Origin of the sequence: Postechiella marina (assembly GCF_039538365.1) — a bacterium.
Classification (GTDB): Bacteria; Bacteroidota; Bacteroidia; order Flavobacteriales; family Flavobacteriaceae; genus Postechiella; species Postechiella marina.
In genome coordinates, this window is the sequence record NZ_BAABCA010000003.1 from 30236 (window position 1) to 54644 (window position 24409).

At 33.7% G+C, this 24409-nt stretch carries 21 protein-coding genes and 1 riboswitch; of the genes, 3 read left to right on the top strand and 18 right to left on the bottom strand.

Annotated elements, in window-relative coordinates:
• Positions 1 to 27 precede the first annotated feature (27 nt).
• Genes ABD715_RS06815 through ABD715_RS06825 form a run of 3 tightly spaced genes read right to left on the bottom strand, consistent with a single transcriptional unit; the run spans position 28 to position 2851 of the window.
• Positions 28 to 879, bottom strand: a complete 852-nt coding sequence (locus ABD715_RS06815) for a prephenate dehydrogenase (RefSeq protein WP_344787384.1) — start codon at positions 877 to 879, stop codon at positions 28 to 30.
• A gap of 2 nt (positions 880 to 881) precedes the next feature.
• Positions 882 to 2027 (bottom strand): pyridoxal phosphate-dependent aminotransferase, encoded by a 1146-nt coding sequence (locus ABD715_RS06820; protein WP_344787385.1) that lies wholly within the window; start codon positions 2025 to 2027, stop codon positions 882 to 884.
• Positions 2024 to 2851 (bottom strand): prephenate dehydratase, encoded by an 828-nt coding sequence (locus tag ABD715_RS06825; protein WP_344787386.1) that lies wholly within the window; start codon positions 2849 to 2851, stop codon positions 2024 to 2026. The genes ABD715_RS06820 and ABD715_RS06825 overlap by 4 nt, the downstream gene beginning before the upstream one ends.
• A 630-nt stretch (positions 2852 to 3481) precedes the next feature.
• On the opposite strand from ABD715_RS06825, the gene gldA reads away from it, so the two are divergent.
• From gldA to ABD715_RS06840, 3 genes are all read left to right on the top strand, one after another.
• Complete coding sequence (gldA, locus tag ABD715_RS06830) at positions 3482 to 4378, top strand: gliding motility-associated ABC transporter ATP-binding subunit GldA (protein ID WP_344787387.1); 897 nt, start codon at positions 3482 to 3484, stop codon at positions 4376 to 4378.
• A 180-nt stretch (positions 4379 to 4558) separates the two neighbouring features.
• Complete coding sequence (pta, locus tag ABD715_RS06835; protein ID WP_344787388.1) at positions 4559 to 6649, top strand: phosphate acetyltransferase; 2091 nt, start codon at positions 4559 to 4561, stop codon at positions 6647 to 6649.
• Positions 6650 to 6652: 3 nt separating this feature from the next.
• Positions 6653 to 7840, top strand: a complete 1188-nt coding sequence (locus tag ABD715_RS06840; RefSeq protein ID WP_344787389.1) for an acetate/propionate family kinase — start codon at positions 6653 to 6655, stop codon at positions 7838 to 7840.
• Here ABD715_RS06840 and ABD715_RS06845 read toward each other — a convergent pair.
• The 15 genes from ABD715_RS06845 to cysD form a co-directional block, all read right to left on the bottom strand.
• Positions 7826 to 8572 carry a head GIN domain-containing protein gene (locus ABD715_RS06845; protein ID WP_344787390.1) on the bottom strand — a complete coding sequence of 249 codons (747 nt, stop codon included), beginning with the start codon at positions 8570 to 8572 and terminating at the stop codon, positions 7826 to 7828. The two genes, ABD715_RS06840 and ABD715_RS06845, sit on opposite strands and share 15 nt — an antisense overlap.
• Positions 8569 to 9672, bottom strand: a complete 1104-nt coding sequence (locus tag ABD715_RS06850) for an acyloxyacyl hydrolase (protein WP_344787391.1) — start codon at positions 9670 to 9672, stop codon at positions 8569 to 8571. Before ABD715_RS06850 ends, ABD715_RS06845 begins: the two co-directional genes overlap by 4 nt.
• Before the next feature lie 72 nt (positions 9673 to 9744).
• Complete coding sequence (metF, locus tag ABD715_RS06855; RefSeq protein ID WP_344787392.1) at positions 9745 to 10701, bottom strand: methylenetetrahydrofolate reductase [NAD(P)H]; 957 nt, start codon at positions 10699 to 10701, stop codon at positions 9745 to 9747.
• 189 nt (positions 10702 to 10890) lie between these two features.
• On the bottom strand, positions 10891 to 11124 hold the full coding sequence (locus tag ABD715_RS06860; protein WP_344787393.1) for a hypothetical protein: 234 nt from the start codon (positions 11122 to 11124) through the stop codon (positions 10891 to 10893).
• Between the two features lie 2 nt (positions 11125 to 11126).
• Positions 11127 to 13802, bottom strand: a complete 2676-nt coding sequence (gene metH, locus ABD715_RS06865; RefSeq protein WP_344787394.1) for a methionine synthase — start codon at positions 13800 to 13802, stop codon at positions 11127 to 11129.
• 54 nt (positions 13803 to 13856) lie between these two features.
• On the bottom strand, positions 13857 to 14138 hold the full coding sequence (locus ABD715_RS06870; RefSeq protein WP_344787395.1) for an antibiotic biosynthesis monooxygenase family protein: 282 nt from the start codon (positions 14136 to 14138) through the stop codon (positions 13857 to 13859).
• An 89-nt stretch (positions 14139 to 14227) separates the two neighbouring features.
• Positions 14228 to 15226: a homocysteine S-methyltransferase family protein gene (locus ABD715_RS06875; protein WP_344787396.1), complete on the bottom strand. Its 999-nt coding sequence runs from the start codon at positions 15224 to 15226 to the stop codon at positions 14228 to 14230.
• Between the two features lie 164 nt (positions 15227 to 15390).
• A riboswitch (SAM riboswitch) is annotated at positions 15391 to 15502 on the bottom strand.
• 132 nt (positions 15503 to 15634) lie between these two features.
• Positions 15635 to 16525, bottom strand: coding sequence for a cysteine synthase CysM (cysM, locus tag ABD715_RS06880; protein ID WP_344787397.1), 891 nt, complete (start codon positions 16523 to 16525; stop codon positions 15635 to 15637).
• A complete protein-coding gene (gene epsC / locus ABD715_RS06885) occupies positions 16512 to 17252 on the bottom strand; it encodes a serine O-acetyltransferase EpsC (RefSeq protein WP_344787398.1) in 741 nt (246 codons plus the stop codon). The genes cysM and epsC overlap by 14 nt, the downstream gene beginning before the upstream one ends.
• Positions 17253 to 17580: 328 nt before the next feature.
• Complete coding sequence (locus tag ABD715_RS06890; RefSeq protein WP_344787399.1) at positions 17581 to 18636, bottom strand: NAD(P)/FAD-dependent oxidoreductase; 1056 nt, start codon at positions 18634 to 18636, stop codon at positions 17581 to 17583.
• Positions 18637 to 18664: 28 nt separating this feature from the next.
• The gene (locus ABD715_RS06895; protein WP_344787400.1) at positions 18665 to 19240 is read right to left on the bottom strand and encodes a precorrin-2 dehydrogenase/sirohydrochlorin ferrochelatase family protein; all 576 of its coding nucleotides are present in this window, start codon (positions 19238 to 19240) and stop codon (positions 18665 to 18667) included.
• A 4-nt stretch (positions 19241 to 19244) separates the two neighbouring features.
• Positions 19245 to 20006: a uroporphyrinogen-III C-methyltransferase gene (gene cobA / locus ABD715_RS06900; RefSeq protein WP_344787401.1), complete on the bottom strand. Its 762-nt coding sequence runs from the start codon at positions 20004 to 20006 to the stop codon at positions 19245 to 19247.
• 7 nt (positions 20007 to 20013) lie between these two features.
• Positions 20014 to 22113, bottom strand: a complete 2100-nt coding sequence (locus ABD715_RS06905) for a HEPN domain-containing protein (protein WP_344787403.1) — start codon at positions 22111 to 22113, stop codon at positions 20014 to 20016.
• A gap of 42 nt (positions 22114 to 22155) precedes the next feature.
• Complete coding sequence (locus tag ABD715_RS06910) at positions 22156 to 23403, bottom strand: sulfate adenylyltransferase subunit 1 (RefSeq protein WP_344787404.1); 1248 nt, start codon at positions 23401 to 23403, stop codon at positions 22156 to 22158.
• An 83-nt stretch (positions 23404 to 23486) separates the two neighbouring features.
• Complete coding sequence (gene cysD, locus ABD715_RS06915) at positions 23487 to 24392, bottom strand: sulfate adenylyltransferase subunit CysD (RefSeq protein WP_344787405.1); 906 nt, start codon at positions 24390 to 24392, stop codon at positions 23487 to 23489.
• Positions 24393 to 24409: the final 17 nt, after the last annotated feature.

Genomic DNA, 24409 nt, shown 5'->3' on the forward strand with positions numbered 1-24409 from the left:
TGGAATTTTAGATTTTATCGTTGGGATTTAATTAATTCCGTTTAAAATATCTTTTATATAATTAGTATTTTTCATCTCACTAAAAATAGCCTCGAAATCATCATTTTTCATAAGCTCTTTAAAATGCGTTAAATTGTTAATATACTCTTCTAATGTTTCTATTACATTTGTTTTATTCTGTTTAAAAATTGGTGTCCACATTTCTGGCGAACTCTTTGCCAATCTAACTGTAGATGCAAACCCACTACCAGCCATATCAAAAATATCGCGTTCGTTTCTTTCTTTATCTATTACTGTTTTACCAAGCATAAACGCACTAATATGAGATAAATGAGATACGTAAGCAATATGCTTATCATGCGCCTCAGGATTCATATAACGCATACGCATACCAATGTCTGAGAACAACTTTAAGGCCTTTTCTTGAAGCTTAAACGTTGTTTTTTCTACCTCGCAAACAATATTTGTTTTACCTACAAACAACCCTTCTATTGCTGCTGTTGGTCCAGAATATTCTGTTCCTGCTATAGGATGCATAGCTAAAAAATTTCTTCGTTTAGGGTGGTTTTCTACCACCTTACATATATCTACCTTGGTAGATCCTGCATCGACCACCAAACCGGTGTCCGATATTTTATCTAAAATTGTTGGTAATAATTTTACTGTAGCATCTACTGGTATAGAAACAATAACCAAATCGGCTTTAGCAAGATCGTCTAGAGTTGCTTTTTTATCAATTAAACCAAGCGACAAAGCAGTTTCTAAGGTTGCATCTTTTCTACTAATACCATGAATAACCACATCTGGATTATTCTTTTTGATATCAATAGCCAAACTACCACCAATTAAACCTACTCCTATTGCATAAATATTTTTCATTTTTATTTTACTCTTGCTATTGCTTCTTCTAAATCGTCTTCTTGAGCACATAAAGAAAACCTAATATAGCCTTCTCCTTGACTTCCAAAAATGGTTCCTGGAGTAATAAATATATTATGCTCTTTAAGTATTAAATCTATATACTCTTCTGCCTTAATATGCTCAGGTAATTTTGCCCAAACAAAAAGCCCTATAGCATTTTCATTATAAGTACAATTTAATGCTTCTGCCAGTTTCCATACTAAATCTCTACGTTTTTTATACACGCTATTTAAAGTAGAAAACCACATTTTAGAACATTTTAAGGCTTCTATTGCTCCTTTTTGTATGCCATAAAACATACCAGAATCCATGTTACTTTTTACTTTTAGTATGTTGGTAATATATTTATTATCGCCAACTACCATGCCTACACGCCAACCTGCCATATTAAATGTTTTACTTAACGAGTTAAGCTCTAAACACACATCTTTAGCACCAGGAACACTAAGTATGCTTTGCGGGTTATCGTTTAATATAAAACTGTAAGGGTTATCGTTTACAATTAAAATATTGTGCTTTTTAGCAAATGCTACTAAATCTTTAAAAACCGTTTTAGTTGGTTGTGCTCCTGTTGGCATATGCGGATAATTAACCCACATAATTTTTACCCTACTCAAGTCTTGTTTTTCTAAAGCCTCCAAATTTGGCATCCAATTATTAGCTTGGTCTAATTCGTAAAAAATAGGCTCTGCGCCTACCAATTTTGTAACCGACTGGTATGTTGGGTAACCCGGATTTGGTATTAAAACACCATCGCCCTCGTTTAAATACGCCATAGAAATATGCATAATACCTTCTTTACTCCCCATTAAAGGCAACACTTCTGTATTTGCGCTTAGTGGCACATTAAAATGATCTTTATAAAACCCTGTAATAGCTTGTCTTAATTCTGGCAAACCTTGGTAGCCTTGATATTTGTGAGCCCCAGCATCCATTAAACCATTTTGTATAGCTTCAACCACACGCTGTGGTGGTTGCAAATCTGGACTCCCAATTCCTAAATTAATTACCGGTTTACCACTAGCTATAAGTAAATTAACCTCTCTTAATTTTTTCGAAAAGTAGTACTCTTCAACAGTATTTAATCTCTTAGCTACTTCAATCATAACTTTGCATTTTTATACTCACCTAAAATTTTAAATTCTGGAGCCATTATTTTTAAAATAGACTTAGCTTTTTTAAACTCTAAATACGACTCAAAAGTCACATCAACAAAAAAAGCATACTTCCATGGAGTTTCTATAATTGGTAACGACTGTATTTTTGTTAAATTAAGTTTACAATCGCTCATTACATTAAGTATTGCAGCTAGGCTTCCACGTTTATGGTCTGCCTCAAATTTTATAGATGCTTTACTTATTTGATCTTCTAAAACTTCGGCATTTTTTCTTTTAACTATTACAAATCGTGTTTCGTTATGCTTTATAGTTTGAATACTATGCCCTAAAATTTCTAACTCAAAAATTTCGGCAGCCATAACACTAGCAATAGCACCAATACCTTTAAGGTTATTTTTTTTAATACGCTCTGCAACCTCTGCTGTATCCTTATCTTCAACCAGTTTTATATGCGGATATTTTTTAAAAAACGCTTTACATTGTAATAAGGCCATAGGGTGCGAGTACACCTCCTTTATATCGTCTATAGTTTGGTTTGGCAACGCCATAAAATTATGCTGAATATCTAAATAATGCTCGCCTACTATATGCAAATTATTCTTATCTATTAAAGCATAATTTGGTATAATAGATCCAGCTATAGAGTTTTCTAAAGCCATAATTGCAGCATCGCTTTCTTTAGTAATTAAAGAATCTACGGTTCTATCAAATGTCATACATTCAATAATATCTATAGGGTTTTCAAAAAATTGTTTTGACACAATATGATGAAAAGATCCTCTTACTCCCTGTATGGCTACTGTTTTAATCAATTTATTTGTTTTTTTAAAATCTCAATCCTAAATCGAGCTTTTTCTAACAACTGTTAAACAAAAAAAAGTCTCGATTTTCATCGAGACTCATATTAAAATTTATTTTGATAAATTATACATACAACGCCTCGATCTCCTTGCTAAAAAAGAAATAGAAAAAGTTTCTAAAATATGTATAAACTATTGTTGTTCTCATAATTATAGCGCTAAAGTAAATATTATTTTAAGAAATCAAAATCGAATATTTGTTTTTTTTACAATTTATTCCAAGTTTTAAAGAATCTACATAAAAACCCACAATACGCTAAGTAATCGTAAATTATATACTCGAAAAACTAAACATAATAAAACCTTTTTAACGCTACCCACAAGGGGTCGGGCTTTCACTACTCACTCCCTCCTACCGTCGGGGAGTTCACACACACCGTTCAATCCCTAGCGCACTTACCAGCTATTTACAGTCTTATACCTAAAGCATCAATAGCATTTGCAAACACCATATTATTAAATTTATACACGTATTAGTTAATCTATTATTTTACCCTAAATAAAAATCATCTATACATCATATTTATATAATAGATACCATAACCCAGTAAATATTATTATTTTTGATTTAAACAATTACCAATGTCTATAGAAGTTAAAGCGGTTTCAAAAGTTTACGGTAGCCAAAAAGCACTTAACAACATATCTTTTAATGTAAAAAACCCAGAAGTAGTAGGTTTCTTAGGTCCAAATGGCGCAGGAAAATCTACCATGATGAAAATTATAACATCCTACATTAAAGCAAATTCTGGAGAGGTATTTGTAAACGGGCATAGCACAACTAAAAACCCTCAAGCAGTTCAAAAAAGTATTGGATACTTACCAGAAAACAATCCATTATATTTAGACATGTATGTTAAAGAGTATTTAACCTTTAACGCCAATGCTTATAAAGTATCAAAAACAAGAATTAATGCAGTTATAAAACAAACAGGGTTAACACCAGAATCGCATAAAAAAATAGGTCAACTATCTAAAGGTTACAAACAGCGTGTAGGTTTGGCCAATGCATTACTGCACGATCCCGAGGTTTTAATACTAGACGAACCCACAACAGGTCTAGACCCCAACCAACTTATAGAAATAAGGTCGCTTATAAAAACCATAGGTAAAAGGAAAACTGTTTTTCTATCTACCCACATTATGCAAGAAGTAGAAGCCATGTGCGATCGTGTTATAATAATTAACAAAGGCGAAATTGTTGCCAACAAAAAACTAACAGAACTACGCGACGAAAAAGAACAAACTGTAATTGTAGAATTTGATTACCGCATAGAAGATGCGTTTTTATTAAGACTACCAAAGGTTAAAAGCGTAATTAATACATATGGTTTTGTTTACGAAATTACTTTTAAAACTGCTCAAGACATGAGATCTTCAGTTTTTGATTTTGCACACGATAATCAACTAAAAATACTTCAACTTAATCAAAAAAATGCAAGTTTAGAAAGTTTATTTAGAGACTTAACATCCTCTTAAATACACACAAAAGCTTCACTTTTTGTTAGCAAGGTTATTTTATCTAAAACCATGACCAAAATCATCTTTACTCCTGCAAAAAGCCACTAATTTTGCCTCATTAATTATTAGGTTATTCAAGATTTTTATTTCTTTTAAAGCAAGTTATCTCTATCTTCGTAACACTTCAAAACACTAAATATGAGTAAAGGAATCTACGTTGCAACTATCGAACCTAATAGCGGTAAGTCTGTTGTTGTTCTTGGTTTAATGCGTATGCTTTTAGGTAAAACAGCAAAAGTTGGTTATTTTAGACCAATTATAGAAGACACTAAAGTAGGCGAAATAGATAACCATATAAATACAGTAATATCTTATTTTGAAATTGATATTAACTACAAAAAAACTTTTGCTTACACTAGAAGCCAAGTTTTAGATTTATATAACAAAGGTAAATCTGGCGATGCTATAGATGAAATCATCAAAAAATACAAATACCTAGAAGAACGTTTTGATTTTATTCTAGTTGAGGGCACCGATTTCTCGCACGAGAATTCTAGTTTAGAGCTCGATATTAATCTTTTAATTTCTAAAAATTTAGGGTTACCAGCAATTATAGTTTCACAAGGCGATGGTAAATCGCTATCAGAAGTTGTAGATAATGTACAACTGGCCCACGATACCTTTAAAGAAGAAGTCGATGTGCTTTCTATAATGACCAACAAAGTAAACCCTAACGATGTAGAAACTTTAAAATCGCTTTTAAAAGGACGAATAAATAGCGGTACAGACATTACCGTAATTCCAAAAATTAAAAGTTTAGCAAGCCCAACTTTAAAAGAAATTGTAAAAAAACTAGATGGCACTATTCTTTTTGGTGCCGATATGACTAATAACCAAGCCGAAAGTTACAGTGTAGGCGCCATGCAATTGCGCAACTATTTAACACATTTAAAAGAAAACGCTGTAGTAATAACACCAGGAGATAGAGCCGATATTATATTAGGTGCACTGCAAGCAAACATATCTAAAAACTACCCAAAAGTCTCTGGTATTATTTTAACTGGCGGATTAATTCCTGAAGAGCCCATTTTAAAATTAATTGAAGGCCTATCAAGTGTTGTACCTATAATTAGTGTTAAAAAAGGCACATTTAACGTTACCAACATTATAGGTAAAATTAAATCTAGAATTTATGCAGAAAATATCGAAAAAATAGAAACATCTATCGCTACCTTCGAAAAACACGTAGAAACCGAAAAACTTTCAGAAGACTTAGTCACTTTTAAATCTGGCATTTTTACACCTAGAATGTTTCAATACAATTTATTGCAGCGTGCTTTAAAAGACAAAAAACACATTGTACTTCCAGAAGGTTACGACGAACGTATTTTACGTGCTGCAGCCAGATTAATTGATGCTCGTGTGGTAGACTTAACCTTAATTGGCGAAAAAGACAAAATTCAAGAACGCTTAATTAGGTACGATATCCCTTTAAATATAAACGATATAAATATTGTTTTCCCTCAGCAATCGCCACATTTTAAAGATTATGTAAACACATTTTACGAACTTAGAAAACACAAAAATGTAAACTTAGATATGGCAAGAGATGCCATGTCCGACGTGTCGTACTTTGCAACCATGATGATTTACAAAGGCCATGCCGATGGTATGGTATCTGGAGCAATACATACTACAGCACATACCTTACGCCCTGCGCTACAGTTTATAAAAACAAAACCTGGCGTAAACATCGTATCTTCTGTTTTCTTTATGTGTTTAGAAGATCGTGTTTCTATATTTGGCGATTGCGCCATAAACCCTAACCCTAATGCAGAACAGTTAGCAGAAATAGCTATCTCGTCTGCTAAAACCGCACAAGAATTTGGAGTTGAACCTAAGGTAGCCATGCTTTCTTATTCTTCTGGTGCTTCAGGAAAAGGTGAAGATGTAGAACGCGTTAGAAAAGCCACCGAAATTGCTAAAGACAAAGAACCAACACTTAAAATTGAAGGCCCTATTCAATACGATGCTGCTGTCGATATGCGTATTGGGCAAAGCAAATTACCAGACTCCGAAGTTGCAGGACAAGCAAGTGTTTTAATTTTCCCAGATTTAAATACTGGCAATAACACCTACAAAGCAGTACAACGAGAAACTGGTGCATTGGCTATTGGCCCTATGTTACAAGGATTAAACAAACCTGTTAACGATTTAAGTAGAGGTTGTACCGCAGACGATATTTACAGCACCGTAATAATAACAGCCATTCAAGCTCAAGATTTTTAGTATATGCAAGTATTAGTTTTAAACTCAGGAAGTTCTTCTTTAAAATTTCAATTATTTCATATGCCAGATGCTCATATTTTGTGCTCTGGTCTTATTGAGCGTATTGGGTTGAATGATTCGATATTCAAGTTCAAAACAGAAAAAGATACTATTAAAATTACTCAAAGTATACCCAACCATAAAGTAGGATTAGAAATATTATCAAATCAGCTATTAAATAAAGATACTGGTATTATAAAATCTGCTAATGATATTCATATTGTAGGACATCGTGTAGTTCAAGGCGGATCGTATTTTGATAAAACAACCGAAATAACACCAATAGTCAAAGAGAAAATAAAAGAACTGTTTAGCTTAGCACCACTGCACAATCCTGCAAATTTTGAAGGTATAGAAGTTGCCGAAACCGTTTTCCCTAAAGCAAAACAAGTTGCTGTTTTCGATACTGCTTTCCATCAAACCATACCAGAACACGCACACAAATATGCTATTGCTAACGAATTTTTAACCGATCATGATATTCGCCTTTACGGATTTCACGGTACAAGCCACAAGTACATCTCTGAAAAAGCAATCGATTTTCTAGACAAAGAAAACTCTAAAATAATTAGTATTCACCTAGGCAACGGTTGTAGCATAACTGCTATAGAAAATGGAGAAAGTATAGACCACTCTATGGGCTTAACGCCTTTAGATGGTTTAATAATGGGTACACGAAGTGGCGATATCGATCCTTCAGTAATATTTCATTTTGCAAAAAAACTAGATTATACTTTAGAAGATATAAATACACTCTTACATAAAAAAAGTGGTATGCTAGGCTTAACAGGCTACAGCGATTTAAGAGATATACAAGCAGAAGCAGACAAAGGTAATAAAGAATGCCAACTGGCCTTACACATGAATGCGTATCGTATTAAGAAATACATTGGTAGTTATACAGCAATTTTAAATGGTTTAGACGCCATTATTTTTACTGCAGGTATTGGAGAGAATTCTCCCGAAATGAGACAACATGTTTGCCAAAACTTAGACTATTTAGGCATTATTTTAGATGAAGAAAAAAACCAAATAAGGCCAAATAAATTAACTGTTATTAGCACCGAAAAATCAAAAGTAAAAATCTTGGTAATACCTACTAACGAAGAGCTAGAAATAGCTAAACAGGCTGTAAATTTATTCAAAAATTAATCGGCCTTTATAAATCTCATCAACTGTAACCACAGGAGGTTTGTTAACAGAAATAACATCTCCTGTTCCTCTAATTTGACCAGTAATAGATTGCTGCGGATTTACAATTATATCGTTAGAACTTCTGTTAGAAACAATTACTTTTTCTGCAATCAAATTACGTCCTTCAAAACGAGATGTGCCAGATGCAAAAGTAACTCTTAAATTTTCTGTTGTTCCAGATACAAAACAGTTAGAAAGATTATTAAAAACTAAACTAAAAGAGTTGTTATCAATTTTTAAATTAAAATTGCCGCTTGTAAAAGTATCAGGTGCTCCAAAATCTTCAGATAAAACAGATAAACTTGGGTAGGTTAAAACCCCATCAGAACGTACATCGTATTGTGTAGAGCTTCTTATTTCTGTAATATTAGGCGCTGTAATATATACTTTAGTTACACCATAATCTCTCACAAAATTACAACTGTTATTATCGGTTAAAATAAGTTTGCCATCTGTAACAACTGCAGTAACATCATTTATTAAGTTCTTACCTGTTTCAATAGATATTTTTTGAGTATCTCCATCCTTAATAATCAACTCTATATCTCTATTTACTAATATTTTTGTAAAAGCATCTACGATAACCTCCTGCTTAACAATAGTTCCTGTTTTCTGAAAACAATCGCTAGCATCCTCACTATCGCAAGCAAAACTCAAACTTAAAATCAATATATAAATTATTTTTTTCATAATCGAACACCTATTCCAAATTCAACAGCTTCAGCCTTTGCACCATGCGATTTTAATGTCATTGCACCAAACCATTTTCTATTTTTACCAACATAACGCTTTAATCCTATTCTTAAATACGTTTCACCTTCAAAATCGTAAGGATAATACACATAATACCCGAATTGGGTTACTAAAGAGGTTTTGTTTACAAACAGCTCGTGACCAACAAAAACCCCAACACGTTTATAATCTTCATCTCCAGAAACATTTTCTTCTGGAAAAGACACACTTCTTAAATAAATTAACTCTTTTAAAAACTTAGAAAAGAACATATCGGCTCCAAATTGTAGTGCGCTTTTTCGATTTATTCTTTTATCGGCATAAGCAGAAACGATATAAAACGGATATTGGCCATTTCCAACAATATCACTTTCATTAATACCAGATCGAAACACAACATTATACTTTATAGGCTCTGTAAACACCCTATCGTTTTCGTTTAAAGTGTGTTGATACTCTAACTCTTTATTATCAATATTATAAGTAACGCCAATATTTAATGCCAATGTATTTGTACTTGCATTAGGTGCTTTAAAATTCGCATTAGAATAATGAATTAAAGACAGTCCGCCTTGCACTCCAAAACGTCCAAAAACCCGTTCTTTTTTATAATTAAGCATCATCATGGTACTGCTCATCAACTTTGTACCATAAGCTATATTTCTATAGTTATTAACCTTATTGTATGGGTTTTCGGTATAAGCCAAACCTTGACCTATTTTAAACATTAAATTTCTATTAAAAAAATAAAAGTTAAAATGCGCATAAAGCGACGTAATTTCTCCCAAAACATCATTTTTCATATTTTGGTACGCATAGGTTACCCCATAATCTGGATAATTAAAACGTTGCTCCCAATTGTTATAGCCATAAGTTTTCTTATTCCAACTTAGCATATAACCTTCAGGATGCCCTTTAATTAAATGAAGAATATCGTTATTATGAAGCGCTATGTTACCTTTAAAATAATTTAAATCAATGTAGCTCGAGTGGGTTTTATCTTGCGAGAAAGCGCTAAAAAAAACAACACAAAAAATGCAGGTAAAAATTAATCTCATTATGGGATATCTAAGCCACAAATGTACTTAAAATCAAAACAACCTAAAACCACAATTACAACGTAATTATAATTAAAATAACGCTTTAGCAATAGCTTGCACATTATCACTTTTACCCATAGAGTAATAGTGTAAAACAGGCACTCCTGCTTCTCTTAATTCTTTAGACTGCTGTATAGCAAACTCAATACCAACTTGCCTTACAGCCTTATTATCCTTACAATCTTCTACAGCTTCAATTAAATCTTGAGGTAAATCAATTTTAAAAACCTGCGGTAAAATTTGTAAATGGCGTTTAACAGCAATAGGCTTAATTCCCGGAATAATAGGCACATTAATACCAACCTCTCTTGCTTTATCTACAAACTCAAAATATTTGTTATTATCAAAAAACATTTGCGTAACCACATAATCTGCACCAGCATCAACCTTAGCTTTTAAGCGCTTTAAGTCTGTTATTAAAGAAGGTGCTTCCATGTGTTTCTCGGGGTAACCAGCAACACCAATACAAAAATTAGCATTTTGTTCAACATCCACATCATCATGTAAATATTGCCCTTTATTTAAATTAGAAATTTGCGATACCAAATCGCTAGCAAAAGCATTACCTCCTTTTACAGGTTTAAAGTAAGGCTCGTCTTTCATCGAGTCGCCACGTAAAGCCATCACATTATCCAAACCTAAATAATGACAATCTACTAGCACATATTCTGTTTCTTCTTTAGTAAAACCACCACATAATAAATGCGGAATAGCATCTACATTATACTTATGCATAATAGACGCACAAATACCAACCGTACCAGGACGCATACGGGTAATACGCTTATCTAAAAGTCCGTTACCTTTATCAATGTAAACATACTCTTCGCGCGAGGTTGTCACATCAATAAACGGAGGTTTAAACTCCATTAACGGATCTATATTATTGTATAAATCTTGAATATTTTTACCTTTTTTTGGTGGTATAACTTCAAACGAAAACAAAGTTTTTCCGTTGGCATTTTTAATGTGGTCTGTTACTTTCATTCCCTTTTCCTGCACTAACAGGAATATTATTAATGTTAATATCTATATTTTAATGCTTTTTTGGCGTTACCCTTCGCTAATACCTACAAGGTTTAAAAAACCTTGCAGGAGTGCTCAAGGTCGGGCTTTCCGCTATATCTTTTTTGAGAAAAACAAAAAAGGATGTCGCATCAATCCCTAACGCAGAGGCTAAACCAATGTTTTTTTCACTGTATCAAAATCCTCTTTATACTCCCAATATATCCAACGTCCATCTAAATAGTCTGTTAAAATATATTTTTCGCTTACCGATTTAATCCTAGAAACCGACACTATTTTTTTCGAAAAACCTTTTACCGTTACATGCTCTAACACCTCTTTATTATCAGCATCATACCCATGCGAAATCATGCAACTTCCTAATGTTAGTTCTATAAATTTCATATCTATTGATCTGCCAATGTTGGGTGCAACCATTTTCTAGCTACATCCTTAGTAATTCCTTTTCTTTTAGAGTAATCTGTAACTTGATCGTCTGTAATTTTACCTAAACCAAAATACTTCGCTTCTGGGTTTCCAAAATAGTAACCCGATACAGCTGCTGCAGGCCACATGGCTAAACTTTCGGTTAGCGTTACTCCAATTATTTTTTCAACTTCAAGCAATTCCCAAATCGTTTCCTTTTCTAAATGATCTGGACATGCAGGATAACCTGGTGCTGGACGAATACCTTTATAAGTTTCTTTAATTAACTCATCGTTAGTTAACGTTTCATCACTTGCATAACCCCAATGTTTAGTTCTTACTTGCTTGTGTAAATATTCCGCGAAAGCTTCAGCAAAACGATCTGCAATAGCTTGCGCCATAATAGCGTTATAATCGTCATCTTTTGCTTTATAACTTTCTGCCAATTCTTGTGCTCCAAAAATAGCCACACAAAAAGCCCCCATATAATCGGTTCTCCCAGAATCTTTAGGCGCAATAAAATCGGCTAAAGCATGGTTAGGCACACCTTCTCTTTTCTTTAATTGCTGACGCAGCGTTCTAAACACAGCTATTTCTTCGCCTTTTTTCTGCACAGAAATATCATCTTCATTTATAGTATTGGCTTCAAACAAACCAAAAACAGCTTTAGGTTTTAAAAGTTGTTTGGCTATAATTTCTTTAATCATAACCTGAGCCTCTTCGTACATGGTTGTTGCCTGTTCTCCAACAACCTCATCGGTTAAAATATCTGGAAACTTACCGTGTAAATCCCAACTTCTAAAAAACGGACTCCAATCTATAAAAGGTTCTAACTCCTTTAAACTTAATTGTTTTAGCATCTGCACCCCCAACTCGTTAGGTTTCTTAATTTCAGATGTTTCCCAATCTATTTTATATTTTCTTTTGCGCGCTTCTTCAATCGAGATATACGATTTTTGTTTCCCGCGTTTTAAAAACTTTTCTCGAAACTCATCGTAATCTTGTTTCATTTTGGCCACATACTCATGCGACGTTTTCTCGTTTAATAAATCTCCAACAACGGTAACCGCTCTTGAGGCATCATTTACGTGAACTACCGCATTTTTATATTGTGTATCAATCTTTACAGCTGTATGTGCTTTTGATGTTGTTGCACCACCAATTAACAGCGGAATATTCATATTCTCGCGTTCCATTTCTTTAGCTAAATACACCATTTCGTCTAACGATGGGGTAATTAAACCAGACAAACCAATGGCATCTACATTTTCTCTTTTAGCAGCTTCAATAATTTTTTCTGGCGGTACCATTACTCCTAGATCGACTATTTCGTAATTATTACAACCTAAAACTACGCTTACTATATTTTTACCAATATCGTGTACATCGCCTTTTACAGTCGCCATCAATACTTTACCTAAAGCTTTTTGTTCTTCGCCCTTTTCGGCTTCAATAAAAGGATTTAGGTAAGCCACAGCTTTTTTCATAACACGAGCAGATTTAACTACTTGTGGTAAAAACATTTTTCCTTCGCCAAACAAATCTCCAACCACATTCATCCCAATCATTAAGTTACCTTCAATAACTTCAATAGGTTTTTCGGCTTGTTGTCTTGCTTCCTCTACGTCTTCAATAATAAAAGCATCTAAACCTTTTACCAAAGCGTGGGTAATTCTATCTTGTAATGGGTTTTCACGCCACGATAAATCGACTGTTTTTTCTTTTTTAGAACCTTTAACAGTTTCTGCAAAGTCTAATAAACGTTCCGTAGCATCATCGCGTCTATCTAAAATAACGTCTTCAACGTGTTCTAATAAGTCTTTTGGAATATCATCGTAAACCTCCAACATGGCAGGATTTACAATTCCCATATTCATTCCGTTTTGAATGGCATAATATAAAAATACCGAGTGCATCGCTTCGCGCACAGCATTATTTCCTCTAAAAGAAAACGACACATTACTTACACCACCACTAACACTAACATTCTCCAGGTTTTCTCTAACCCATTTTGTAGCCTCAATAAAATCGATAGCATTTTTTCTATGCTCATCCATTCCTGTTGCTACCGGAAATATGTTTAAATCGAAAATAATGTCTTCTGATGGAAACCCTACTTTATTAACCAACACATCGTAAGAACGTTGTGCAATTTCAATTCTACGCTCGTAATTATCGGCTTGTCCAACTTCATCAAAAGCCATAACAATTACTGCTGCACCGTATTTTTTTATTTGTTTTGCTTCCCAAATAAACTTCTCTTCGCCCTCTTTAAGCGAAATAGAGTTTACAACGCATTTCCCTTGTACTACTTGAAGTCCTGCCTCAATGATTTCCCATTTAGAGCTATCAATCATCATGGGTACACGACAAATATCTGGCTCTGCAGCGATTAAGTTTAAAAAACGAACCATAGATTCTTTACCGTCTAAAAGTCCGTCATCCATATTAATATCGACAATTTGTGCTCCACCATCTACTTGATGACGTGCAATATCTAGAGCTTCATCGAATTTTTCTTCTTTAATTAATCGAAGAAATTTTCTAGAACCGGCAACGTTAGTACGCTCTCCAATGTTTATGAAATTACTGTTTTCGTTTAGAATTAAAGGTTCTAAACCAGACAATTTCATGTATTTACTTTGTTTTATTTTCATTTTTTTCGCTCTTAGACTTGTCATGTTTTAAAAACCTGACAGGTCTCTAAAATATTATTTATAATGCTCAACTACAGGAAACGGATCATAAAAATGGTGCAGTAAAGCTTTCCATTCTTGGTACGCATCAGATTTTCTAAAACCTATTTCATGGTCTTCAATGGTTTCCCAGTTTACTAACAATATATATTTATCTTCTTGCTCAACACATTTTTTTAAGCTGTGAGAAACGTAACCTTTCATTAAAGAAATAATACCTTCAGCTTTTTTAAAACTCGTTTCAAATTCTGCTGAAAGACCTTCCTTTACATTTAATATGGCCACTTCTAAAATCATTTTCTAGTTTCTCATAATTGGTTAATCGTTATTAAACTTGCTCTTAATTTAAATTATTTTACTATCTTAAATTGTTATGCAGCACACAACTAATAACTCTCAACCAACCTCGGTTTATACTTAGCTGCAATATCTGCAATAACACGAATATGTTCTGGTGATGTACCACAACAGCCTCCAATAATATTTATTAAATCTCTTTTTAAATATTCTTCTATTTGCTCGCCCATTTCTTCTGGAGTTTCATCGTATTCTCCAAAAGCATTTGGCAAACCTGCATTGGGATGCGCAGAAATTGCAAAATCTGTTTTATTAGCAATAGCCTCTAGATGCGGTTGTAATAAATTGGCTCCTAAAGCACAATTAAATCCAACTGATAATAACGGAATGTGCGATACTGAGATTAAAAAAGCCTCCGCAGTTTGTCCAGACAATGTTCTTCCAGAAGCATCTGTAATAGTTCCGCTTAACATGGTTAGCAATTCTATATTGCGTTCTTCTTTTACTTGTTCAATAGCAAATAATGCTGCTTTTGCATTTAATGTATCAAAAACGGTTTCAACCAGTAAAATATCTACACCACCATCTACTAAGGCCTCAACTTGTTGTTTATAAGCTATACGTAACTCATCGAAAGTAACCGCTCTATAGCCAGGATCGTTTACATCTGGCGACATACTTGCTGTTCGGTTTGTTGGCCCAATAGAACCCGCAACAAAACGAGGTTTGTGTGGTTCTTTTGCTGTAAACTCATCGGCTACTTCTTTGGCTATTTTAGCCGACTCATAATTTAATTCGTAAACCAAATCTTCCATTTGGTAATCTGCCATGGCAATTGTAGTTCCAGAAAACGTATTGGTTTCTATAATATCTGCTCCAGCTGCAAAGTATTTACCATGAATAGTTTTTATAGCTTCTGGCTGGGTAATAGATAACAAATCGTTATTGCCCTGCAATGGTGTTGGGTAATCTTTAAAGCGCTCCCCTCTAAAATCTTCTTCTGTGAATTTATAAGCTTGTAGCATGGTACCCATGGCTCCATCTAAAACTAAAATTCGATCTTTTAATGCTTCTTGTATTTTTGACATTGTTATCCTTACTTTAATACCTACAAGGCTTTAAGAGCCTTAAAGCATAAACTTATAACAGGTTCCTGTTAAAATCTATTTATTTTTATATTCCCAGACCTACCAAGCTTTAAAAGCTAGGCGTCTAATTTATGATGTCATCAAGAAAAGTTAAGATTTACTTTTCGTTATCTGCATAATTAGTAAAACTAATTAGTAGAACGTAGCACCTTCTTTAAAGCTAAAGGGTTGCCAAGGTTTCACTGGGTCTATTCCCTCTACCTTTCTTGATAACACTAGTACATTTATGAACTCGACTACAAAAATACTAACTATATTTTTGTTTTCCTTATCCAATAAGGTCTTTTTTGCCCTACAACTTAATATTATTACCTACTACAAAGTCTTAAAAGCCTTGTATAAGATATATTACTCAAATAATGATGACGATAAATACCTATCGCCTCGATCGCAAATAATGGCTACAACAACACCACTTTCTAAAGATTCTGCTATTTGTAATGCACAATATACAGAACCACCACTGCTCATTCCAGAAAAAACACCTTCTTCTTTAGCTAAACGCTGTGTAGCTAATTTAGCATCTGCTTCACTAACATCTATAACTACATCTACCTTAGATCGATCGAAAAATTTTGGAACATAATCTGGCGACCATTTTCTAATACCCGGTATTCTTGCTCCATCTGCAGGTTGTGCGCCTACAATGGTAATATCTGTGTTTTTTTCTTTTAAAAAAGTAGAAGTACCCATTATTGTTCCTGTTGTTCCCATTGCCGATACAAAATGAGTAACCTCTCCTTCGGTATCTTTCCAAACCTCTGGACCAGTAGTTTTGTAATGCGCTTTCCAGTTATCGTCGTTTTCAAACTGATTTAAAAGCGTATAACCTTTTTCGTCTCTTAATTTATAAGCTAAATCTCGCGACCCCTCAATACCAATATCAGCTGGTGTTAAAATAACCTCTGCACCATAAGCGCGCATGGTTTTTACACGTTCTTCTGTAGAATTCTCTGGCATAATTATTACCATATTCAATCCTAATAATTGCGAAATAAATGCTAAAGCAATACCTGTATTACCACTAGTTGCTTCAACCAAAGTACCACCTTTCTTAACATCTCCTCGCTTTAAGGCTTCGTTAATCATATTAAAAGCAGCACGATCTTTTACACTTCCGCCAGGGTTATTACCTTCAAGTTTTAAAAATAAACGTACATTTTTATTTTTCAAAATACGCGTTACTTCTATAAGTGGCGTATTTCCTATCTCATCTAAAATTGTTTTACCGTATGCCATTTTTCTTTGGTCTAATTTTTATTTCTGTTTGGTAGGTTACTAAGGAATTTTCTGGAACCGACTGCGTAATCCATACATTAGCTCCAATAATACTGTTTTTTCCAATAACAATATCGCCTCCTAAAATAGTAGCGTTGGCATAAATACACACATTATCATCAATAGTTGGATGTCGTTTAGTCGATGCTAAACTTTTAGAAACCGAAATACCACCCAAGGTTACACCTTGATATATTTTAACATCTTTTCCTATAACAGATGTTTCTCCAATAACAATTCCAGTACCATGATCTATATAAAAAGACTCGCCAATAGTAGCCCCTGGATGAATATCTATACCCGTAATACCATGAATATACTCGCTCATCATTCTAGGTAATATATAAATATTTAATTTATAAAGAGCATGACTTAGCCTATAAATAGAAATAGCATGAAACCCAGGATAGGCCATATAAATTTCCTCTAAGCAATGCGAAGCAGGGTCGTTACTTTCAAAAGCAATAGCGTCTAAATCTAATTGTCTTCTAATATTTGGTAATTCTGCCTTAAAAGTACCCCAAAGGCTTGCACCATTTTCAATCTCTAACTTCGATAAAATTTTAAGAAACGTTTTCTCTAAATACTCACCATGAGCCTCTTCTTGCTCACAATCAAACAAAGAATAAAACAATCTTTTAGTAAACGTTTTAACCGTATCTTTTAAACAAACATTATAACTTTTCATGCGTATTTATATATTATTTTCAGTTGTCTTAAGTCATGCCTATACATTACTTAAAACAATTCTAGCTGTTTTTACAATACCTTTTTTAGCTCATAAAAATATAACTTATCCATCTAATTACCACTTTTATTAAACACTAAATCCTACAAGATTAAAAACCTTGCAGGATTATATTATATTTAATTATATCGCTTTTGGCATTCCCTTTCAGGTCGGGCTTTCCGCTATATCTTTTTTGAGAAAAACAAAAAAGGATGCCGCATCAATCCCTAATGCATTACCTGCCAAAGCCCTTTTAAACCGCTAAGTAAAAGAGCCATTTAAAACTTTACTTAATAGCTTGTACAACTGCCTTAGGCGCTTCTTTTCTAGACCCGTCAAAACCATCAACACCAGAAACGGTTGTATATTTTAAAACGAATTTTTTACCTGGGTTAATAATTTTATATGCCGCTTGACACATAATTGTAGCTTCGTGAAATCCACAAAGAATTAATTTTAATTTTCCAGGATAAAAGTTACCATCTCCAATAGCAAATATTCCAGGAACATTTGTTTGATAATCTAAAGCATTATTAACTTTTATAGCATTTTTTTCAATCTCTAATCCCCAATTAGCAATTGGCCCTAATTTTGGAGATAAGCCAAATAAAGGAATAAAGTGATCGGTTTCTAAAGTAAACGGTTCTTCATCTTTCTTAGTAATTTCAATCGCTTCAACTTTACCATCACCTATAATATTTGTTATTTCAGCTGGCGTAATTAAGTTAATTTTCCCTGCTCTTTTTAACTCACCTACTTTTTCTACAGAATCTAAATGTCCTCTAAACTCATTACGTCGGTGTACAAGTGTTACACTTTTTGCTACATCTGCCAAAAAGATACTCCAATCTAAAGCAGAATCTCCTCCACCAGCAATTACCACATTTTTATCGCGGTACATTTCTGGCTCTTTAATCATATACTCTACACCTTTATCTTCATAATTAACAAGGTTTTCAAGCTGTGGTTTTCTTGGTTCAAAACTACCTAAACCACTAGCAATAGCCACTACTGGCGCTTGGTGTTGTGTCCCTTTGTTTGTTGTTACAATAAATGTTCCGTCTTCTTGTTTTTCAACAGTTTCTGCACGCTCACCTAATGTAAAGCCTGGCTCAAACTGCTTACCTTGCTCAAGCAAGTTTTTTGTTAAATCTCCAGCCAAAATCTCTGGAAAACCAGGAATATCATAAATTGGCTTTTTTGGGTATAACTCCGAACATTGTCCACCAGGTTGTGGCAACGCATCAATTAAATGACATTTAAGTTTTAATAATCCAGCTTCGAATACTGTGAACAATCCTGTTGGCCCCGCGCCAATTATTATTATATCTGTTTTAATCATTATTAATATGCTTTAATATTGTATTACTCTATTTTTCAATTAATCCTTTGGTAAATTCGTTTAGTTTTTCAACTTTTTCTTCAAAATCACCTTTTATTGTTTTTCTGTAAACATTTAAATTTTTAACTAAATCGTCCACATTTTCTGGAATAACATCTTCAAAAAACTGACGCAAACGTTTTGCTGTTGTTGGAGATTTTCCGTTAGTCGAAATTGCCACTTTAACATTACCTTTTGTAACAATACCACCCATATAAAAATCGCAATACGGCGGATTATCGGCAACATTTACTAAAATACTTTGTTTACGACAATGTTTATAAACCTTTACATTTACTCTAGGCACATCTGTTGTTGCTACAACGATGTGTTTTCCCTTTAAATATTTCTTTTTATATTTTTTCTCAATAAGAGTAACATTTCCCTTTTTAGCTAAATTCTTGGTTGCTTTGCGAAACATTGGAGAAACCATGGTTACACAAGCATCTGGACTAGATTTTAAAAGAAACGTTAACTTCTCTTCTGCTACATTACCACCTCCAACAATAAGCACATTTAAGTTTTTTACTTTTAGAAAAATTGGGTACAAATTATTTCTTTCCATAAAACTAACCTCTTGCTACTTCTTTACATATAGTACTTAAAACCGCTCTTTCTTTCACTACATCTCCAATAATTATTATTGCAGGATTAGCTAATTGCTTTTCTGCAACAATTTGCTCTATGGTACCAATGGTACCAATGCCAACATTTTCGTTGTCTCTTGTGCCATTTTGAATGATAGCCACAGACATGTCTTGCTTATTTTCGGCCGAAAAAATCTTTACAATTTCTCCTAGCTTACTCATTCCCATTAAAATAACAACCGTAGCTGTAGATTTTGCTGCTAAAGAAACATCGCCAGACAATTGATGTTTTTTTGTTGTTCCTGTAATAACCCAAAAGCTCTCTGAAGCACCTCGTTTTGTTACAGGAATACCTTGATAAGCTGGCACAGCCATAGACGATGAAATACCCGGAACCATATAAGTTTCTAAACCAAACTCACGCACATAATCAATCTCTTCTGCTCCGCGCCCAAAAATAAAAGGATCTCCTCCTTTTAACCTCACCACATGTCCTTTCTCTTTGGCTTTTGCAACAATAAGGTCGTTTATTTGTTCTTGTTGAAACGCATAACATCCCTTGCGTTTGCCTACAAAAATAAGTTCTGCATCATCAGAAGCATATTTAAGCAAAGCCTCGTTAATAAGTGCATCGTACAGAATAACATTTGCAGACTCTATAGCCTTAATTGCTTTAAGGGTAATTAAATCTTCGTCTCCTGGACCCGCTCCTACAACGGTTAATTTTGGAATGATTATGCTCATGCTTTCTTTAATTCGCTTGTGCTTTAGCTTGTTCTGCTTCTCTAAAAGCTCTTACAGCTGCTAAAAACTTATCTGCACTAGAAATATAGTTTAATGCAAAATCTTTAGTTGGTGCATTTTTATTAATTTGATAAATTAAATCTGAAAAAGAAGCTCCTAACTCAATCTTTCCGCTTTCAACAAAAAACTCATCAAATTGCTTAATAATTCCTGCATGAGTATTTGTCTTTTTATTTTCAGCTAACAATAATGCTTTCGCCGAATTTACTAAAGATTGATACGCTAAATATATAGCGCCAGAGTAAACCTCGTTTTCAAAAGATGCCTTAGCATCATCAATTTTTTCTTCACTTTCAAAGAACAATGTAGCAATTAAATCAATAACAACACCTGCACATTCTCCTATTCCTATCTCTTTTACGTATTTCTCATTTTCTCCCCAATCAATAAAATCTTCTTGAGTTAAATTAGTAATATCTTGCAAATCGTTCAAAATATTATAGAAATACTTTTCTCCTTTTTCTTGATAATAATCGGCAAACTCTTTTCCGTTAGCATTCGCTTCAAAATCGTTTAAAATTCTACGTAACGCTTCAGGCCCTCTTCTACTTGGTACTTTTACAACCTTATCTGCAAAAGTTGCATTACCATCGCCTTTATTTCCTCCTCCTAATAAAACTTGTAGCGCAGGCGCTACTAATTTTTCTGGTGTACGTACTGTCATCCCTTGGAAACCAATATTTGCCATATTGTGTTGCCCGCAAGCATTCATACAACCACTAATTTTAATAACCAAATCTTGGTTTTTTAAATATTGTGGGTATTCTGCTTTAAGCATGCGCTCTAACTCTACTGCAATACCTGTACTACTTGCTATACCTAAGTTACAAGTATCTGTTCCTGGACATGCTGTAATATCTACTGCCTTATTATAACCCGCCTCTACAAAACCTAATTTTTCAAGTTCTTGATAGAAATACGGTACTAAATCTTCCTTTACAAAAGGAATAACAATATTTTGACGTAATGTTAAACGTACTTCACCAGCTGCAAATTCATCAACTAAATTAGCTAATAAACGTGCTTTATCTGTGTAAAAATCTCCTAATAAAACTTTAACTCCAATAGCAACAAAACCTTCCTGTTTTTGAGGAATAAGATTTGTTGACTTCCATAAATTGAAAGCTTCTTGATCTTTAATTTCAACCTGCGGCGCTTTAACTGAAACAGCTTTTGAAGCCACATAAGCATCAGCATCAATAGCTACCGTTTTAAACTCAATAGCTTTTTGCTCTTCAGCTATTAATTCTTTAAAAGCCTCTAAACCAATATCTTTTACTAAGAATTTCATTCTCGCTTTGGCTCTACTTTTACGCTCACCATAACGATCAAAAACTCTCAAGACACCTTCCATTAAAGGAATAATTTTATCAGTTTCAATAAAATCGTAAAGTACATCGGCATGACGAGGTTGAGAACCTAATCCGCCAGCAACCATCACTTTAAATCCGCGAACACCATCTTTTTCTTTAGCGATATATCCTATATCATGTAAATACGATAATCCAGTATCTTCATCAGTTGAAGAGAAAGACACTTTAAATTTACGTCCCATTTCTTGACAAATTGGGTTACGCAAAAAGAATTTATATAAGGCATCAGCGTAAGGCGACACATCAAAAGGTTCTTTAACATCGATACCTGCAGTTTCGGAAGCTGTTACGTTTCTTACTACATTTCCACACGCTTCACGAACGGTAACCTCATCTTTTTCTAACTCAGCCCAAAGTTCTGGAGTTCTGTTTAAATCGACGTAGTGAATTTGAATATCTTGACGCGTTGTGATGTGCAAACGACCACGAGAATACTCGTCTGACACTGCTGCAATTCTACGTAATTGATTACTTTTTAGCTTTCCGTAAGGTACCTTAATACGAATCATTTGGACACCTTCTTGACGCTGTCCGTAAACACCACGTGCTAAACGAAGACTTCTAAATTTTTCTTCATCAATTTTACCATTATGAAATAGCTCTATTTTTTTAGCTAATTCTATAATGTCCTTTTGTACAATTGGATTCTCTATTTCTGTTTCAAAACTTTGCATGCTATACCTGACTTTTTCTGTTAGAAAAATATTTTTTTGTTTTTACTGAATAAATCCAGCGCCAACCGTATTATTTGATTGTGGGTCGATTAAAATAAATGAACCGTTTGTTCTATGGTTTTTAAATTGATCGTAAAAAATAGGTTTGTTTAATTTAAACGAAACCGATGCTATATCATTAACACCTAATGACGTTGCCTCTTTGTCTATTCCTGAATAATCAGGATTAATTTTATGATTTATTCTATCAACTTTTGCTAATACTTTATTAACACCATGTTGTACCACATATTTACCTCCAACGGTTAAGTTTTCGGAATCCATCCAACATACATTCGCTGTAAATTGTTTGTCTATAGTTGGCAAATCGTTTTCTTTAACAATCATATCGCCACGAGACACATTAATATCGTTTTCTAAAGTAATGGTTACAGACGAACGTCTAGAAGCTGTTTCGTACTTCTCGTCGTAGAAATAGATATCTTTTATTTTAGATCTTGTTTTAGATGGTAAAACTATAATATCGTCTCCAACACTTAAATTACCTCCGTAAACTTTACCTGCATAGCCTCTAAAATCGTGAAAATCTTCAGTTTTAGGACGAATTACATATTGTACTGGAAAACGTGGCGTACCTGTGTTATAAATATCAGATTTATCTAAACCTTCTAAGTGATCTAATAAAGCTTCTCCTGTATACCAAGGCATTTTATCAGATTTATTAACAACATTATCACCTTGTAAAGCACTTACAGGAATAAATGTTATTTTTTGATCTTGGTAATCTCTTTTACTCATTAATTCAGAAAAATCAGCCTTAATTTTATTGTAAGTCTCTTCTGAATAATCAACTAAATCCATTTTATTAATAGCAACAACTACATCTTTAATACGTAATAAGTTATTGATAAAAAAGTGACGGTTAGTTTGCTCAATAACACCTTTTCTGGCATCGATTAAAATAATAGATGCTTGCGATGTAGATGCTCCTGTAACCATGTTACGTGTATATTCCACGTGGCCTGGAGTATCTGCAATAATGTAACTTTTCTTTTTAGTTGAAAAATATATGTGAGCCACATCTATGGTGATTCCTTGCTCTCTTTCGGCCATTAAGCCATCTGTTGCTAAAGAGAAATCTAAGTAATCATAACCTAATTGTTCACTTTTGTCTTCAATAGCTTTTAACTTATCTGAAGTTAAAGATTTTGTATCGTAAAGGATGCGACCGATTAAAGTACTTTTACCGTCATCTACACTTCCTGCTGTTGCAATTTTTAATACTTCCATTTTTAATATAATGTTGGCTAATAGCCTAATTTGTATTCATTTTAAAAGATTTCCGTTTTCACGGAAAAAACAAAATCGATATTCTAGAAATACCCTTGTTGTTTACGTTTTTCCATAGCACCTTCAGATCGTTTATCATCGATTCTTGCACCACGCTCAGAAATAGTAGAGTCTCTAATTTCTTCTACTACTTTAGAAATAGAAACCGCGTCTGAATATACTGCTGCAGTACAACTCATATCTCCAACCGTTCTAAAACGAACCATTTTTTCTAATACTTCCTCGTTTTCATCTCTGTAAACAACGTCATCTTCAGCAGACCAAATCATGCCATCTCTTAAGAATACTTTACGTTTGTGAGCAAAATAAATTGATGGAATTTCAATATTTTCTTGTTCTATATAAGACCACACATCTAATTCTGTCCAGTTAGAAATAGGAAACACACGTACGTTTTGTCCGTGCTCAATATCTCCATTTAACATATCGAATAACTCTGGACGTTGGTTTTTCTCATCCCATTGTCCAAAATCGTCACGTACAGAAAAAATACGTTCTTTTGCTCTTGCTTTTTCTTCATCACGTCTTGCACCACCAATAGCAGCATCAAACTTAAACTCTTCTAAAGCATCAAGCAAGGTTGTTGTTTGCAACATATTTCTACTTGCATAACGACCAGACTCTTCTTTTACTTTTCCTTGATCGATAGAGTCTTGCACATTTCTAACTATAAGTTCTAAGCCTAATTCTTTACATAAACGATCTCTAAACTCGATAGTTTCAGGAAAGTTATGCCCTGTATCTATATGCATTAATGGAAAAGGTACTTTAGCTGGGTAAAATGCTTTTACCGCTAATCTTACCAAAGTAATAGAGTCTTTACCTCCAGAAAATAATAACACAGGTTTTTCAAACTGCGCTGCAACTTCTCTAATAATGTAAATTGCTTCGTTTTCTAGTGAATTAATATGTGATGTATCTTTATTCATAATCTTATATGTTATTT

Coding starts and splice junctions, on each gene's coding strand:
- ABD715_RS06815 (WP_344787384.1), bottom strand. CDS start 879: ATGAAAAATATTTATGCAATAGGAGTAGGTTTAATTGGTGGTAGTTTG.
- ABD715_RS06820 (WP_344787385.1), bottom strand. CDS start 2,027: ATGATTGAAGTAGCTAAGAGATTAAATACTGTTGAAGAGTACTACTTT.
- gldA (WP_344787387.1), top strand. CDS start 3,482: ATGTCTATAGAAGTTAAAGCGGTTTCAAAAGTTTACGGTAGCCAAAAA.
- pta (WP_344787388.1), top strand. CDS start 4,559: ATGAGTAAAGGAATCTACGTTGCAACTATCGAACCTAATAGCGGTAAG.
- ABD715_RS06840 (WP_344787389.1), top strand. CDS start 6,653: ATGCAAGTATTAGTTTTAAACTCAGGAAGTTCTTCTTTAAAATTTCAA.
- ABD715_RS06845 (WP_344787390.1), bottom strand. CDS start 8,572: ATGAAAAAAATAATTTATATATTGATTTTAAGTTTGAGTTTTGCTTGC.
- ABD715_RS06850 (WP_344787391.1), bottom strand. CDS start 9,672: ATGAGATTAATTTTTACCTGCATTTTTTGTGTTGTTTTTTTTAGCGCT.
- metF (WP_344787392.1), bottom strand. CDS start 10,701: ATGAAAGTAACAGACCACATTAAAAATGCCAACGGAAAAACTTTGTTT.
- ABD715_RS06860 (WP_344787393.1), bottom strand. CDS start 11,124: ATGAAATTTATAGAACTAACATTAGGAAGTTGCATGATTTCGCATGGG.
- metH (WP_344787394.1), bottom strand. CDS start 13,802: ATGAAAATAAAACAAAGTAAATACATGAAATTGTCTGGTTTAGAACCT.
- ABD715_RS06870 (WP_344787395.1), bottom strand. CDS start 14,138: ATGATTTTAGAAGTGGCCATATTAAATGTAAAGGAAGGTCTTTCAGCA.
- ABD715_RS06875 (WP_344787396.1), bottom strand. CDS start 15,226: ATGTCAAAAATACAAGAAGCATTAAAAGATCGAATTTTAGTTTTAGAT.
- cysM (WP_344787397.1), bottom strand. CDS start 16,525: ATGGCATACGGTAAAACAATTTTAGATGAGATAGGAAATACGCCACTT.
- epsC (WP_344787398.1), bottom strand. CDS start 17,252: ATGAAAAGTTATAATGTTTGTTTAAAAGATACGGTTAAAACGTTTACT.
- ABD715_RS06890 (WP_344787399.1), bottom strand. CDS start 18,636: ATGATTAAAACAGATATAATAATAATTGGCGCGGGGCCAACAGGATTG.
- ABD715_RS06895 (WP_344787400.1), bottom strand. CDS start 19,240: ATGGAAAGAAATAATTTGTACCCAATTTTTCTAAAAGTAAAAAACTTA.
- cobA (WP_344787401.1), bottom strand. CDS start 20,006: ATGAGCATAATCATTCCAAAATTAACCGTTGTAGGAGCGGGTCCAGGA.
- ABD715_RS06905 (WP_344787403.1), bottom strand. CDS start 22,113: ATGCAAAGTTTTGAAACAGAAATAGAGAATCCAATTGTACAAAAGGAC.
- ABD715_RS06910 (WP_344787404.1), bottom strand. CDS start 23,403: ATGGAAGTATTAAAAATTGCAACAGCAGGAAGTGTAGATGACGGTAAA.
- cysD (WP_344787405.1), bottom strand. CDS start 24,392: ATGAATAAAGATACATCACATATTAATTCACTAGAAAACGAAGCAATT.